Annotated in this window: 13 protein-coding genes; 5 read left to right on the top strand and 8 right to left on the bottom strand. The window is 63.3% G+C overall.

The window, feature by feature from the left end:
• Positions 1 to 108: 108 nt before the first annotated feature.
• Positions 109 to 534, top strand: a complete 426-nt coding sequence (locus ACFC3J_RS00530) for a nuclear transport factor 2 family protein (protein WP_375194258.1) — start codon at positions 109 to 111, stop codon at positions 532 to 534.
• 50 nt (positions 535 to 584) lie between these two features.
• Here ACFC3J_RS00530 and ACFC3J_RS00525 read toward each other — a convergent pair whose 3' ends face one another.
• Complete coding sequence (locus ACFC3J_RS00525; RefSeq protein WP_375194257.1) at positions 585 to 986, bottom strand: VOC family protein; 402 nt, start codon at positions 984 to 986, stop codon at positions 585 to 587.
• A 246-nt stretch (positions 987 to 1,232) separates the two neighbouring features.
• Here ACFC3J_RS00525 and ACFC3J_RS00520 point away from each other — a divergent pair, with 246 nt between their 5' ends.
• From ACFC3J_RS00520 to ACFC3J_RS00505, 4 genes are all read left to right on the top strand, one after another.
• The gene (locus ACFC3J_RS00520) at positions 1,233 to 1,895 is read left to right on the top strand and encodes a TetR/AcrR family transcriptional regulator (RefSeq protein WP_375194256.1); all 663 of its coding nucleotides are present in this window, start codon (positions 1,233 to 1,235) and stop codon (positions 1,893 to 1,895) included.
• A 238-nt stretch (positions 1,896 to 2,133) separates the two neighbouring features.
• On the top strand, positions 2,134 to 2,922 hold the full coding sequence (locus ACFC3J_RS00515; RefSeq protein WP_375194255.1) for an SDR family oxidoreductase: 789 nt from the start codon (positions 2,134 to 2,136) through the stop codon (positions 2,920 to 2,922).
• A gap of 102 nt (positions 2,923 to 3,024) precedes the next feature.
• Positions 3,025 to 5,550 carry a TonB-dependent receptor gene (locus ACFC3J_RS00510; protein WP_375194254.1) on the top strand — a complete coding sequence of 842 codons (2,526 nt, stop codon included), beginning with the start codon at positions 3,025 to 3,027 and terminating at the stop codon, positions 5,548 to 5,550.
• Positions 5,551 to 5,720: 170 nt separating this feature from the next.
• Positions 5,721 to 6,425, top strand: coding sequence for a nuclear transport factor 2 family protein (locus ACFC3J_RS00505; RefSeq protein ID WP_375194253.1), 705 nt, complete (start codon positions 5,721 to 5,723; stop codon positions 6,423 to 6,425).
• 105 nt (positions 6,426 to 6,530) lie between these two features.
• On the opposite strand, the gene ACFC3J_RS00500 is transcribed toward ACFC3J_RS00505, so the two are convergent.
• Genes ACFC3J_RS00500 through ACFC3J_RS00470 form a run of 7 tightly spaced genes read right to left on the bottom strand, consistent with a single transcriptional unit; the run spans position 6,531 to position 12,837 of the window.
• Positions 6,531 to 7,331 (bottom strand): SDR family NAD(P)-dependent oxidoreductase, encoded by an 801-nt coding sequence (locus ACFC3J_RS00500; protein WP_375194252.1) that lies wholly within the window; start codon positions 7,329 to 7,331, stop codon positions 6,531 to 6,533.
• A gap of 9 nt (positions 7,332 to 7,340) precedes the next feature.
• A complete protein-coding gene (locus ACFC3J_RS00495) occupies positions 7,341 to 7,901 on the bottom strand; it encodes a carboxymuconolactone decarboxylase family protein (RefSeq protein ID WP_375194251.1) in 561 nt (186 codons plus the stop codon).
• A gap of 26 nt (positions 7,902 to 7,927) precedes the next feature.
• Positions 7,928 to 8,917 (bottom strand): alpha/beta hydrolase, encoded by a 990-nt coding sequence (locus tag ACFC3J_RS00490; protein ID WP_375194250.1) that lies wholly within the window; start codon positions 8,915 to 8,917, stop codon positions 7,928 to 7,930.
• Positions 8,918 to 8,936: 19 nt separating this feature from the next.
• Positions 8,937 to 9,752 (bottom strand): SDR family NAD(P)-dependent oxidoreductase, encoded by an 816-nt coding sequence (locus tag ACFC3J_RS00485; protein ID WP_375194249.1) that lies wholly within the window; start codon positions 9,750 to 9,752, stop codon positions 8,937 to 8,939.
• The gene (locus ACFC3J_RS00480; protein ID WP_375194248.1) at positions 9,749 to 10,531 is read right to left on the bottom strand and encodes an SDR family NAD(P)-dependent oxidoreductase; all 783 of its coding nucleotides are present in this window, start codon (positions 10,529 to 10,531) and stop codon (positions 9,749 to 9,751) included. Before ACFC3J_RS00480 ends, ACFC3J_RS00485 begins: the two co-directional genes overlap by 4 nt.
• A gap of 20 nt (positions 10,532 to 10,551) precedes the next feature.
• Positions 10,552 to 11,553 carry an alpha/beta hydrolase gene (locus tag ACFC3J_RS00475; RefSeq protein ID WP_375194247.1) on the bottom strand — a complete coding sequence of 334 codons (1,002 nt, stop codon included), beginning with the start codon at positions 11,551 to 11,553 and terminating at the stop codon, positions 10,552 to 10,554.
• A 21-nt stretch (positions 11,554 to 11,574) separates the two neighbouring features.
• Entirely contained in the window at positions 11,575 to 12,837 is a 1,263-nt protein-coding gene (locus ACFC3J_RS00470; RefSeq protein WP_375194246.1) for an MFS transporter, read from the bottom strand.

Below are 12,837 nucleotides of genomic sequence, written 5' to 3'. Positions count from 1 at the left end.
CCAAAAACCTCTCACCCTTCTACGCAAAATGCCATATAATGCGCAAGTTCATATGGTATATGCGGTGTCAAAACCAGAATAAATTCACGTAACAGGAGAAGAGAGGCCATGGGCGAAAGCGCTCCGGAAGGGAATGAAGATGACCCGGCCATGCCCGCTCCGGCGGTCATGCGCGCAGCGCTCGAGGCCTATGTGGAGCGAATCAACCGGGGTGACAGGGACGGCGTCATTGCGCTGTTCGCGCCGGGCGCCACCATAGAGGACCCCATCGGCACGCCTGCCAAGACCGGAGACGCCATTGCGGACTGGTTCGCCGACACGGTCGCCTTCGGAACGCAGATTCGCCCGGTTGCGCCGATCCGCGGCTCCCACGCGGACGCGGCGGCCCTGATGTTCGACGTCACGTTCCAGCCGCCCGAGGGACCGCCCATGCTGATCCGTTCACTCGACGTCTGCACTTTCGACGCCGAAGGCCGCATCACCAGCCTCAAGGCCTATTGGGGACCGGAGGACGTCGAAGTCCTGCCCGGCTGACGGGATGAAGCCGGCGGGGGCCGCGACGCTGCGCGGCCCCCGCCTGAAGATTATGCGGCGGCCAGCAATTCCACCACTTCGATAAGATGCCCTTCGGGATCGGTGACGAAGGCAACCTTCACGCCATGTTCGGCCTTGGTTTCGATCTCCGTGACGACCTTGCCGCCGGCCGCCTTGGTCCGCTCCACGAAAGCAGCGATGTCCGGCGTCTGGAAGCCCAGGATGACTTCCTCATTGGCGGGCGCCGCGCGGTCCAGAAACTTGAAGAGCACCAGCGTCGATCCGCCCGGCGCGGTCGGCAGGAACAGGATTTCGTCGATCTTGCGATCCCCGACCGCGTCCTGCACCCGCGCCATTTCGGTAAGGCCCGCCACATCCTTGTAAAAGGTCGCCATGGCCTCCAGATCCTGCACCACCAGTTTGGTGAAACCGAAATGCGCCTTGTCCGACATGCCATTCTCCTGTGTCTGAAATTGAGATCGGACGCATGAATGCACGCAGACCGCGCGATATACAACGACAACGTTTAATATATTTGCCGTTCCTGCCCACAGCGCTTGCGGACGCCGCAGAGAGCAGAGAATGGATGCTTCCCCTGTTCGCTTGCCAGTGCGGAACCCGGTGCGTAAGGCTGATTGCATGGCGGCGGCCTGATCCTTCTTGCCCGACCCCGCCTTTGAGGAGTTTGCAGACCGCCGATGCCCGCCCCCCGTCTTTCCGGCGCCGACCGCCGCACTTCCATCATTGCAGCCGCAAAGGCCGTGTTCGCGCGCTATGGGCTGGAAGGTGCGCGCACCCAGCAGATCGCGCAGGCGGCGGGCGTGTCCGAAGCGCTGATATTCCGTCATTTCGCCACAAAGACACATATCTACCGCGCCGTACTGCGGGAGGTCATCGCCGACCAGAACGCCACGTTCAGCGCCATGGGCGCGGTGGAAGCGAGCACCGAGGGGTTGCTGGAAATCGTCCGCCGCCTGGTGGACCATGCCATGAAGGGCGCGGATGCCGAAAATGTGGCAGGGATGCGGATGGTGGTGGGCAGTCTGGCCGGCGATGGCGGCTATGCCCGGCTCATCTACCGACGGGCTCTGCGCCTGTCGCTTCCAGCGCTGGAGCGCGCGCTCGCCGCGGCGCGGGAGGAAGGCGCGATCGCAGGAACGCCGCTGTCGCCCATCAATGCGGTCGCCTTTCTGGAACATGTCGGCACGATGATGCTGATGGCGCACTGCCACAGCCGGACGGCCATTCCCTATGATGCCGACGACAGGGTCCTGCGGCGCGACGCGATGCTGTTCTGCGCCAGAGGCCTTGGCATTGCGGAAGATCGAATCCAGACGTTTCTGAATCGCATCAATGCGTAGTCACGATGTCATGAATTACGCGTATTCACCCATCGGTGAGCATTTACTTTCGATTAGCGTATTGCCATAGCCTTTTCATTGTCCTATCAGGCCCCTAACCGAAGCGGGGTGATCGCGGCCGGACGGCCGTGACAATATCCCTTCAACGACAATGACCCCTTCCGTAATTGGGGCGACAACATGCCGATGATGTCCGGTTTATGACGCCACACATCGGGGGATAGTGAGGAGAGACGCTATGCTGCTTAAAGACAAGGTCGCAATCATCAGCGGTGTTGGCCCCGGAATGGGTCAGGCGCTGGCCCGCATTGCCGCCGCCGAAGGCGCATCCGTGGCTCTTGCCGCCCGCAACAAGGCTTTTATCGAACAGGTTCGCGATGAGATCGTCGCCCAGGGCGGCAAGGCGATCGCCGTGCCCTGCGACGTGTCCGACGAGGCGCAATGCGCCGTTCTTGCCGAACGCACCGCCGCCGAATTTGGCGGACGCATCCATGGCCTGGTCAACAGCGCCTATTATCATGGCGACTGGAGTTTCATCGAGAATAGCGACGCCGCCGATCTGGCCAAAGCGTTCGACGTCAACTGCCTGGGCGCGCTACGCCTGACCCGCGCCTGCATCCCCTATCTGCGGGATGGCGGCGCGGTCGTGAACGTGTCCACCATGGCCACGGTGCGGCCCTTTGGCAGCGAACATGGCATGGAAATGGGCTATGCCGTCGCCAAGGGCGCGCTCAACACGCTCGGCAAATATATGGCGACCGACCTTGGCCGCTTCGGTATCCGCGTCAACACCTGCCGTATGGGGTGGATCCATGGCGAGCCGGTCGAACAGCATATCCAGTCGCAGGTCGACGCCGGTTTCCAGCGCGACGACGTCATCGCCGGCATCACCCGCGAAATCCCCATCGGCAAAATTCCGCCGGAGGATGACTGCGCCCGCGCAGTGTTGATGATGATTTCCGATTATTCCCGCGTCGTCAGCGGTGCATCGCTCGACGTCAACGGGGGTCACTGGATGGCGCCCTGACGGGCACCATCCCCATTCAATCATAAAAGAGAGCCCGGGAGAGGATTTTCCGGCAGCGGCATCGTGCCGTTCGTCGGGAAAACCATTTAAGGGAGAGTAATTATGTTTTCCGACAACCGGCGGCAACGCCGGGCGCTTCTTTGCGCCTCCGCCACGGCGATGGCGATCCTTTCAGTTCCGTCTGCCCTTGCACAATCGGAGCCCCAACAGGGCGCGCAGGAAGGCGGCATCGCCGACATAATCGTCACGGCCAACCGCCGTCAGGAAAATAATCAGGACGTGCCCGTCGCGATCACGGCCCTGTCCGCTGACCGGCTGCAACAGCAGGGCATCGGCAAGGAACAGGACCTTCAGGCCAGCGTGCCTTCGCTTGTGGTCGGCCCGAACGGCCAGGGTTCGCGCGAGGCGCAGTCCTTCACCCTGCGCGGTCAGGGCGCGACCTTCCAGGCCTCGCCGGGCGTCGTCACCTACATGAATGAAGTGCCGCTGCCGTCGGCCATCACCCTGTCGCAACAGGGCGGTCCGGGCAACTTCCTCGATCTGGAGAATATGCAGGTTCTGGCCGGCCCGCAGGGCACGCTGTTCGGACGCAACACCACGGGCGGCGCAGTGCTGCTGACGCCCAAGAAGCCGAAAAATGAGTTTGGCGGCTGGATTCAGGGAACGATCGGCAATTATGACGCTCGCGTCATTGAAGGCGCGATCAACCTGCCGATTGTCAACGACAAGTTGCTAGTCCGCGTTGCGGGTGCCTATAATGATCGGGACGGCTACACCCGTGACATCGTGTGGAACAAGGATCGCGACGACCAGCACTGGTACACAGGTCGTCTCGGCGTTCTGTTCCGGCCGACAGAGACCATTGAGAACTACACCATGCTCTATGGCAGCCGTTCACGGAACAATGGCGCAGGCCTGATCCATCGCCAGTTCAACATTAACGGTCTTCAGGCCTTTGGCCTATGCAGCGACGCGCCCGGCGCAGGTGCGGCTTCATGCGACGTCTATCGCGCCACGACCGCTCAGGCCAATGCACTGGGTCCGCGCAAGACGGCGCTGGGCATCGACGTGTTTTCCGAAACCGAAACTTGGGGCATCAGCAACACGACAGACATCGATCTGAACGATGAGCTGAAGCTGCGCAACATTGCCAGCTATCAGCGGATGCGGCTGCGCTATCGCTATGACAGCGACGCCACCATCCTCCAGCAGCATGACGTCGATCCGGGCGTGCTGCCCGCGCCGGGTCAGGTCACGCTGCCGGGCGCCGGAACGCCGGTAACCTATCTCAACGCAACCGCGTTCAAGGAAGTGCCGCGCGACAATTTCGAGCAGATCACCGAAGAGCTTCAGCTTCAGGGCGAACTGTTCGACAAGAGCCTGACCTTCACCGCCGGCGGCTTCTTCTTCAAGCAGCAGCCCGCAGGCGTTCAGGGCGGCACCTCGGTCGTCTTCTGCCCCGCGGCCGTTACCGGCCTGTGCTCCTCGTCGCTCACCCGCTATGCCTCGACGCAGGAATCCAAAGCGCTCTATGCGCAGGCAACGCTCGACTTCGGCGTCCTGTCTCCGGCGCTGGACGGATTGCGGCTGACCGGCGGCTATCGCCATACCTGGGACAAGATCAGCGGTTTCTCGACCAATATTCAGGCCAATCCGTCCAATCCCGGCACCGTAAAGTGTGGCGCGTCGGGCGAGACGGATGTGCCGGTTGCCGAACAGTTCGAACGCTGCACCTTCAATGTCGGGTTGAAGACCAATGCTCCCACCTGGACCATTGGCCTTGATTACAAGGTTTCGCCGCGCATCCTGCTGTTCGGCAAGATCAGCCGGGGCTACAAGGCGGGCGGACTCAACGCGCTGGCCGTCTATGACTTCAAGCGTACCTTCCTGCCGGAATATGTCACCTCCTATGAGGCGGGCATCAAGTCCGACTTCTACCTCGGCACGGTGCCGTTCCGCTTCAATGCGGTCGCCTATCATGTCGACTTCAAGGACATCCAGCGCGCCGGCGCGGACTTCAACCCAACCACTGGCGCGGGCGGTTCGCAGATCTTCAACGCCGATGCCCGCATCCGCGGCGTCGAACTGGACGCGTCGATGCAGCCCTTCAAGGGTCTGGAAATCGGCGGCAATTTCAGCCACACCGACGCGAAATACAAGAAGTTCACCTTTACCAGCGCGACCGGCCAGGCCGACTGCAATGGCGGCGTGGGCCCGAACGGCACGGCCGACATGTCGTGCCTGCCCTTCCAATATGTGGCGCCCTATATCTGGAGCATGCATGTCAATGCAGAGCTGCCGGTGGGCGACGACATGGGCAAGCTCAACTTCTTCGTGAACTATTCGCATACGTCGGAACAATATACCGACACGACGGCGATGCCGTTCGAACAGCCCGGCGCCCGACTGGAGCCGTTCGGTCTGCTCAACATGTCGCTCGACTGGCGCGATGTGGCCCGCAGCGGTTTCGATGTCGGCCTGTTCGTCACCAACGCGACCAACAAGCTGTATCGCATCAGCAACAGCAATGTGTTCCAGCCCACCGGTGGACTGCTCTATCAGGCGTCGCTCTATGGCGAACCGCGCATGTATGGGCTGCGGCTGAAATATCGCTTCGGCGGCGAATAAGGATTGAAGGGATCGGGGCCGGATGCACAATGCGTTCGGCCCCTATTTCACGACTGCAGATCGATTCCCTGGATGACCGGAGAGAATATTGATGGCAGAGTGGAAGCACCGCCATGCCCGCATTGGTCTATTTCCTTCAGGTTTTTGCCAGATGTTAGGAGAGGAAAAGCATGTTTAAATGCATCGCCCTGCTACGTCGTCGTCCCGACATCAGTCGCGAAGATTTTATCGACTATTACGAAACGCGCCATTCTGTGCTGATTCGCAAGCTGCTGCCGGGCATTGTCGATTATCGCCGCAACTATGTGAATCTTGACGGCGCCTTCCTTTTCCCCGGCGCGCAGCCGATCGACTTCGACGTGGTGACGGAACTGCGATTTGCCGATCGCGCCGCCTATGACCGGTTCGCCGCCAGAGCCGCCGAACCAGTCATCGCCCTACAGATCGCGGAGGACGAGGAAAATCTGTTCGACCGCAGCGCTACCCGCATGTTCGTGGTTGAGGAGCGGGCCAGCCCTGTCGGCCACGATCCCGCTGTTGCGTTGTTGGACGAGCGCGAGATCATGCGCGGCCTGTCCCGCTTCGCGCGAATCCTGGACAACAAGCAATGGGATCGGCTGGGAGACGTCTTTGCGCCGGACATCAGTTTCGACTATGGATCAGGGAAAGACGAACAGGGAATGGCGGCTCTGACGCTCAACATGCGCCGCTTCCTTGACCGCTGCGGCGGAACCCAACATCTGATCGGCAGCATCATCGTCGATATCGACGGCGACCGCGCGACCAGCCGCGCCTATGTGCAGGCACGGCACCAGCGGGTTGGTGACGCGGCGGGACCGATCTTCGATTCCAACGGCGAATATGTCGACCAGTGACAAAGGCGGCCCGAAGGCTGGCGTATCATCCGGCGCGATGCGATCTGGGCCGCGCATAGCGGCGATCCCGCCATCCTGCATGCCGGAACCGCCGATCTTGGCTGATCAGCTTTCCGGGCCGAGGTCAGGCACCCAGGGCACGCCGTTGATGTGGCCGCCACCATCGACGAACAGCGTGTTGCCTGTCAGGTAGCGCGCATCCTCGCTCGCCAGAAACAGGGCGACCCCGCCAATGTCGGCCTCCGGATCGCCCATCCTTCCCATCGGATTGGCGGCCGCCGTGGCCGCAGCGACATCGGGTGCCATTTCCCGGAAGCGGCGGTAACTGGCGGAGACGGCCGCCGGGCAGATGATATTGGCGCAAATGCCATGCCCCGCCCATTCCCGCGCCGCGGTCCGCGTATAGGCGCGCAACGCCTCCTTGCCCGCATTATATTCAGCCGTGCCCATATGGGCGTTGACCCCGTTCAGCGACGCGACATTGATGATCCGCCCCCAATGCCGGGCGCGCATGTGCGGGAAGGCCGCCTCCATCGACCATTTTGCGGCATAGAGGCACATGTCCATGCAGCTTTCGAACAGCGCGTCCGGCTTGCTCTCGATACGGCCGGTGCCTGCACCGCGATAGGCGTTGTTCACCAATATATCGATGCTGCCGAAATGATCGACACAGGCGGCAACCGACCCGATCACATCTCCCTTGTTCGTCACATCGGCTCTAAAGAATTCTGCCTTTGCGCCCAGTTCTTTCAATTGCCCCGTCGCGTCCATGCCCTTGTCGACATCAAAATCGACCACCAGCAGGGCAGCGCCTTCACGCGCAAAGCGCCGCGCCATGCCAAGCCCAATGCCATCGGCGGCGCCGGTGATCAGCGCCGCCCGGCCCGCCAGCCTTCCTTCAGTCATATCCGCTCCTTATTGCGCCGCTTCCACGAAGGGCAGGCAAACGCTGTCGAAACCCAGCACATGGGCGACCCGGCCGAGTCCGATCCACGCAGCCACGCTGTGCGCCAGATCGACGATCTCCGCGTCGGAAAACAGCGCATGCGCCCGCTCCCAGAAATCCTCGTCATCGGCGATGACCTTTGGCTCCTCGGCGAAACGTTCGGCAAATTCGATCGCGGTGCGCTCTCGCGGGCTGAACAGGGGAGAGATGCGCCACTGCTCGACCGCTGCGTAAAAGGCCTCATCGGGCGCCGGGCCGTTGTCGGAAATCAGGTGATCGGGTCGCACGCCGGTCGCCGCGAACATGGAGGGGGCATCCTTTGCCGCGCGGAACTGCTGGCACACGATACAGCCGTTGATCTGCGCGATACGTGACCGCGCGCCCTCGAACTCCCGGAGCGAGAGGATACTATGCTGATAGACCGCCTTGGAAAAGGCGTCGGCCGTCGCCATCAACTCACGACCATGCACTCGCGCTGCATAGCCGTAGGGATTGGCGGCGTCGTCTTCGGGAATGTCGATGCGGATCATGACTATTTTCCTTTCAGCGTGAACGATCAGCGCCAGCGTGACGCAACGAAGGACCGAAGCTCGCGATCCAGTTCAGCGTCCTCCGGCCCGGCGAAAAAGCGACCATGGGGCATCGCCTCGAAGACATGCAGCTGAGCCTCCACCCCTGCCGCCCGCAAAGCCCGGTGCATCCGGACGGTATTGGACAGATAAAGGTCGCGCGTGCCGCTTTGCAGCAGCGTAGGCGGGAAGCCGGTCAGGTCACCGAACAAAGGCGACAGATAGGGATGGGTCAGATCATGCCCGTCCGCATAAAGCGCCACACATTCGGTCAGCCGCGCCTTCAGCACCGGATCGATGCCCATCATGGTTTCGAAACTGTCGCCGCTTTCGGTCATGTCAACCTTGGGCGACAGCAGCAGCGCGGCGCGCGGCATGGGCAGCCCTTCGTCCCGCGCCCGCAGCAACAGGGCGGCGGTCAAATTACCCCCGGCCGATCCGCCACCGACGACGATATTTTGCGCTCCCCTGCGCGCCACCTCTGCCGCATAGACCGCCAGGCAATCGTCAAGCGCCGCTGGATAGGGATGGTCCGGAGGCATCCGGTAATCGATGGCCAGCGCCTCCACTCCATGCAGCCCGGCCTCCCTGACCGCTCCCGCCCGGCAGAAATCGCCAGCGCCGAAAACCAGCCCGCCGCCATGAATCTCGATATAGAGCCTCCTGTCATCCTGCGGGATGTCAACAGGCCGCGCCCGATAGACCGTCACACCGGCCAACTGCCCGGTCGTCACCGGCAGCCCTTCCTTCGCTGGCCCCGCATAGGCGGCGACCATGGCCTGATCCACCTGCGCAATCAGCGTCCGCCAGCCAGCCCCATCTGCCGGGTCCGGAAAGGGAATGGACGGCCGCTCCGCCGCCCCGCGCAAGGCTGCGACCGCCGCCGGGCTGATCGAACGGGGCCAGGGAATGGTCCGTTCCGCCATCGTCAGACCCTGATCATCGATCCTGACGATTCGTGCGTCCGGTCCGGCCATGCCTGCTTCCTCCTATCCCTTACCGTCCGGCTATAGCCAGCCCCCCGTCCACGCGCAGATGCTGGCCGGTTATGAAATCGGCGCCCGGTTCCGCCAGAAACAGGATCGCGCGGGCAATATCCTCTGTCCGACCAAGGCGGGGCACCAGCGCGGGCCAGATGGCCGCAGCGGCATTGCGCTCGATCTCGGTCCAGTCGCTGCCCCAGCCCTTGGCCGCCGCTTCCGCCTCGATCCAGGCACGCAAACCCTCTGTCACGGTAAAGCCGGGGCTGACGGCATTGGCGGTAACGCCCGTGCAGCGCAACTCGATCGCCAGACTCACCGTGAGCGATACGATGGCCGATTTAGCCGCCTTGTAATCGGGTATCGTCGAAATCGGATTGTCGACGATCGCGCTCGCCGTCTGGATCACCCGGCCCCAGCCCCTTTGGATCATGGCGGGCGTGATCGCCTGCGTCATCGCGACGGTGGACAGGACATTGGCGCGATAGGTGCGATCCCAATCCTCCGGGCTCGCTTCGAACCATTGGGCCGATCCGTTGCCGGATGCCGCGCCTCCGGCGTTGTTGACCAATATGTCGACAGGACCGACGGCCAAGGCCGCCGCCGCCACCGCCCGCGCCCCATCCGGATCGTCCAGCGCGCCGCTGACGCTGGCCACATCCACGCCCAGCGCCTTCAACTCCGCCTCGACCGCGGCAATCTTGTCGGCGTTCCGCCCGTGGATGATGACCGCAGCGCCCGCCCGCGCCAGCCAGCGGGCCGTTTCCGCCCCGATGCCCGAGCTGGAGCCAGTGACCAGCGCGCGCTTGCCCGAAAGGGAACCGGCCGTCATGACACGCCCGGCGCGCCGGGGAAGCCCTCATAATATTGGCCGGTCATCATGCCGCCATCGACGGCGATCTCCGCCCCGGCGAGATAGGATGCGTCGTCGCTTGCCAGGAACAGCGTCGCTTTGGCGACCTCCTCCGGACCGCCGACCCGTTGCAGAGGAATATTACCGAAGCGCTCATTCACGGCATCTCGGCTGCGACCGTCCTGATTGGTCATCACGGTGTCGACGCCACCGGGATGCACTGAATTGACGCGGATGCCGCGATGGCCCAGCTCCAGCGCCGCGACGCGGGTCAGGCCGCGCACGCCCCATTTGCTGGACGAATAGGCGGCAAGGCCGTTGGCGCCCTTCATCCCGTCTACGGAGGAGATGTTGACGATCGATCCCTTGCCCCGCGCGATCATGCCCGGCGCCACGGCCTTGATGCCCAGAAACTCGCCGACCAGATTGACGGTCAGGACTTTCTCATATTCTGCCCGTGTCGTTTCCAGCAGCGTCCGGAACAGCAGGATGCCCGCATTATTGACCAATATGTCGACGGGACCAAGATCCGCTTCCACCGCTGCAACCAGTGCGGCCCATTCCTCTTCGCTGGTGACGTCGTGCCGGTAAAAGCGGGCTGCCTCTCCCAGTTCAGCCGCAAGGGCGGCGCCTGCTTCGTCCAGAAGGTCAGCGATGGCGACCTTCGCCCCCTCCGCCACGAACAGACGGCTGGTGGCCGCCCCCATTCCCCGCGCGCCGCCGGTGATTATGGCGACCTTGCCGTCCAATCGGCCCATGACGCTCCTTTCCAATCGCTTCAGTTTCTGGCCCCGCGCAACCAGCGCAGGAAAAAGTCGCCCATGATGCCGATGGCTTCCTGCGCCTCGGGCAAATGGAATGTATACCAATGGGCGTGCGGCATCGCTTCGAACACATAAAGTTCGGCTTCCGCTCCCGCACGGCGCAGCGCGCGGTGGAAACCGGCCGTCGCACTCAACACCGCATCGCGGGTGCCACTCATCAGCAGTGCCGGCGGAAAGCGCGACAGGTCGCCATGGATCGGAGAGACCGCCGGATCACGCGGGTCCGCCCCGCCCAGATAGGCCCGGATCTCGCTGATCTCATGATCCACAGGCAGGATCAGATCGCCCCAGAAGCCCATCAGCGTAAAGATATTGGCGGTGTCGCCCAGATCGCCCAGATCGCCGCCCGCGGTAAACACCCCGCAACAGGCGGGCAGCGGCATCCCTTCCTTCTCCAGCCGCATAATCGTCTGGCCGGTCAGGAAACCGCCCGCCGAACTGCCGTAAATGCCGATCTGATCGGGACGGTGATAATCGAGCATCGTGCGATAGACCGCCACGGCATCATCCACCGCTGCGGGATAAGGATGTTCGGGCGCCAGCCGATAGTCGACCGCGATCACCGGGATCTTGGCCTGATGCGCGATAGGAATGGCCTCTACCAGCGATCCCGATCCCATCACGAAACCGCCGCCATGCAGGTTCATCAGGGTCAGGCCCTGATTTTCCGACGGAATCTCCCTGGGCCTGACCAAATGGCAGCGCACACCGGCGATCTCGATCTCTTCGACATCGACCGGATAGCGCTGAAGCGCGGCATCGCCGATCATTTTCATCTGCTCATCGACAAAGCCGCGCAGCGCCCACATCGGCAGCCGCTCCGCATCCGGGTCCGGCGCCTCGGCCCAGGGAGGCGTCGCCAGAAAAGTGCGCGCCTCCGCGCTGACGCCGCCGGGTACGGGCACACGCCCCTCGCCCAGCCGAACCGACCCATCCTTATCTATCTGATAAGCCATGCGCTCTTTTCCCGCTTCCGATCAGGCCAGTGAGCCTTGCGGTACGGCCACGCTCCGCACCGGCCCCTGCCGCAAGGCAAGGAACAGCAGCGCCACCAGACCCGACCCGCCGATAATCACCGCCACCACGGGGCCATAGCTGCCTGCCGCATCGTGCAGCACGCCGGCCAGCGGAGGCAGGCAGAAAGTCAGCGGCAAGGTAAACAGACCGAACAGACCAACAACGCGCGGCAGCGACTCCTGTCCGAACAGTCGGCCAGACAGCATGTTGACCGCCGGGAACACGCCTGCGCCCCCCGCGCCGCTCAACAACGTCGCCAGCGCCATCGGTACGAATTGCGTCGTGGAGAGCAGAGTGAACCAGCTGAGACACAGCGCCGCGCCGATCAACGCCAGAGTCCGCGCAGCGCCCAGCCGTCCGCACAGAACGCCGACCAGCAGCGATCCGACGACCGCCGCGCCACCCATGACGGACAGCAGCAGCGCCGCTTCATTACCAGCCACGCCGCGTTCGGCGGCAAAGGGCACCAGATGCGATACGCCGGTGATGCCCGCCGCGTTCAGATAGCCCGCGCCGATGCACATCGCCCAGAAGGCGGGACGGCGCAGGATCGATCGCACCGGGAGCATGGCCTGACCGCCATGACCATCAGCGCCATGCGCCACGGCCCGGCCGGAAGGACCGTCAGACACCCCCAGCATGAACGGCAGGATCAACAGGTGCAGTCCCGCCAGCACCAGATAGAAGAGGGCGAGGCCATGATCGCGGATCAGCGTCATGCCCACGATCGGCAGCACCGCCACGAACAGCGGCACGTTCGCGACGCCCAGCGCCGGTCCCGGATTTCTGGAAAACCAGTTGCTCGCCAGCACGCTCGCCGGAAAGGGCCCGAACATGGCCAGCCCGACCCCGATCGGCAGGGCGTAAAGCAGCAGCACCACCGTAATGCTGGGCGCAACCGCCAGCAGGGCATAACCCACGGCGGACAGCAGAGTCCCGATGGTCATCGTCCAGCGCAGTCCGATCCGCCCGATCAGAGTTGCGACCAGCGGACTGACCAGTCCCATGACAAGCACGCTCAGCGCGACGGCCAGCGTCACGGTCCCCCGGCTTGCGCCAAATTGCGCCTCTAACGGCAGGACCGAAATGCCAAAGCCGCCAAAGGCACATCCCACCGCCACATTCTGCGCCAGAAAGGCGCGGAAAACCATGAAGCGCGCCCGTCCGGGATGCGCCGCCCCACCGGCACCGGCCGCATCGTCACCATAGGACCCTGCGTCCAT

Origin of the sequence: Sphingobium sp., from assembly GCF_041987595.1 — a bacterium.
Lineage (GTDB): Bacteria > Pseudomonadota > Alphaproteobacteria > Sphingomonadales > Sphingomonadaceae > Sphingobium.
Note: the sequence above shows the minus strand (reverse complement) of the source record. Positions and strands in the feature narration are given on the sequence as shown.

What these genes read in the sequence shown, in the direction of transcription:
- ACFC3J_RS00480 (WP_375194248.1), bottom strand. Translation starts at nt 10,531, where the DNA reads ATGGGCCGATTGGACGGCAAGGTCGCCATAATCACCGGCGGCGCGCGG.
- ACFC3J_RS00500 (WP_375194252.1), bottom strand. Translation starts at nt 7,331, where the DNA reads ATGACTGAAGGAAGGCTGGCGGGCCGGGCGGCGCTGATCACCGGCGCC.
- ACFC3J_RS00515 (WP_375194255.1), top strand. Translation starts at nt 2,134, where the DNA reads ATGCTGCTTAAAGACAAGGTCGCAATCATCAGCGGTGTTGGCCCCGGA.
- ACFC3J_RS00520 (WP_375194256.1), top strand. Translation starts at nt 1,233, where the DNA reads ATGCCCGCCCCCCGTCTTTCCGGCGCCGACCGCCGCACTTCCATCATT.
- ACFC3J_RS00510 (WP_375194254.1), top strand. Translation starts at nt 3,025, where the DNA reads ATGTTTTCCGACAACCGGCGGCAACGCCGGGCGCTTCTTTGCGCCTCC.
- ACFC3J_RS00525 (WP_375194257.1), bottom strand. Translation starts at nt 986, where the DNA reads ATGTCGGACAAGGCGCATTTCGGTTTCACCAAACTGGTGGTGCAGGAT.
- ACFC3J_RS00475 (WP_375194247.1), bottom strand. Translation starts at nt 11,553, where the DNA reads ATGGCTTATCAGATAGATAAGGATGGGTCGGTTCGGCTGGGCGAGGGG.
- ACFC3J_RS00495 (WP_375194251.1), bottom strand. Translation starts at nt 7,901, where the DNA reads ATGATCCGCATCGACATTCCCGAAGACGACGCCGCCAATCCCTACGGC.
- ACFC3J_RS00505 (WP_375194253.1), top strand. Translation starts at nt 5,721, where the DNA reads ATGTTTAAATGCATCGCCCTGCTACGTCGTCGTCCCGACATCAGTCGC.
- ACFC3J_RS00470 (WP_375194246.1), bottom strand. Translation starts at nt 12,837, where the DNA reads ATGGACGCAGGGTCCTATGGTGACGATGCGGCCGGTGCCGGTGGGGCG.
- ACFC3J_RS00530 (WP_375194258.1), top strand. Translation starts at nt 109, where the DNA reads ATGGGCGAAAGCGCTCCGGAAGGGAATGAAGATGACCCGGCCATGCCC.
- ACFC3J_RS00485 (WP_375194249.1), bottom strand. Translation starts at nt 9,752, where the DNA reads ATGACGGCCGGTTCCCTTTCGGGCAAGCGCGCGCTGGTCACTGGCTCC.
- ACFC3J_RS00490 (WP_375194250.1), bottom strand. Translation starts at nt 8,917, where the DNA reads ATGGCCGGACCGGACGCACGAATCGTCAGGATCGATGATCAGGGTCTG.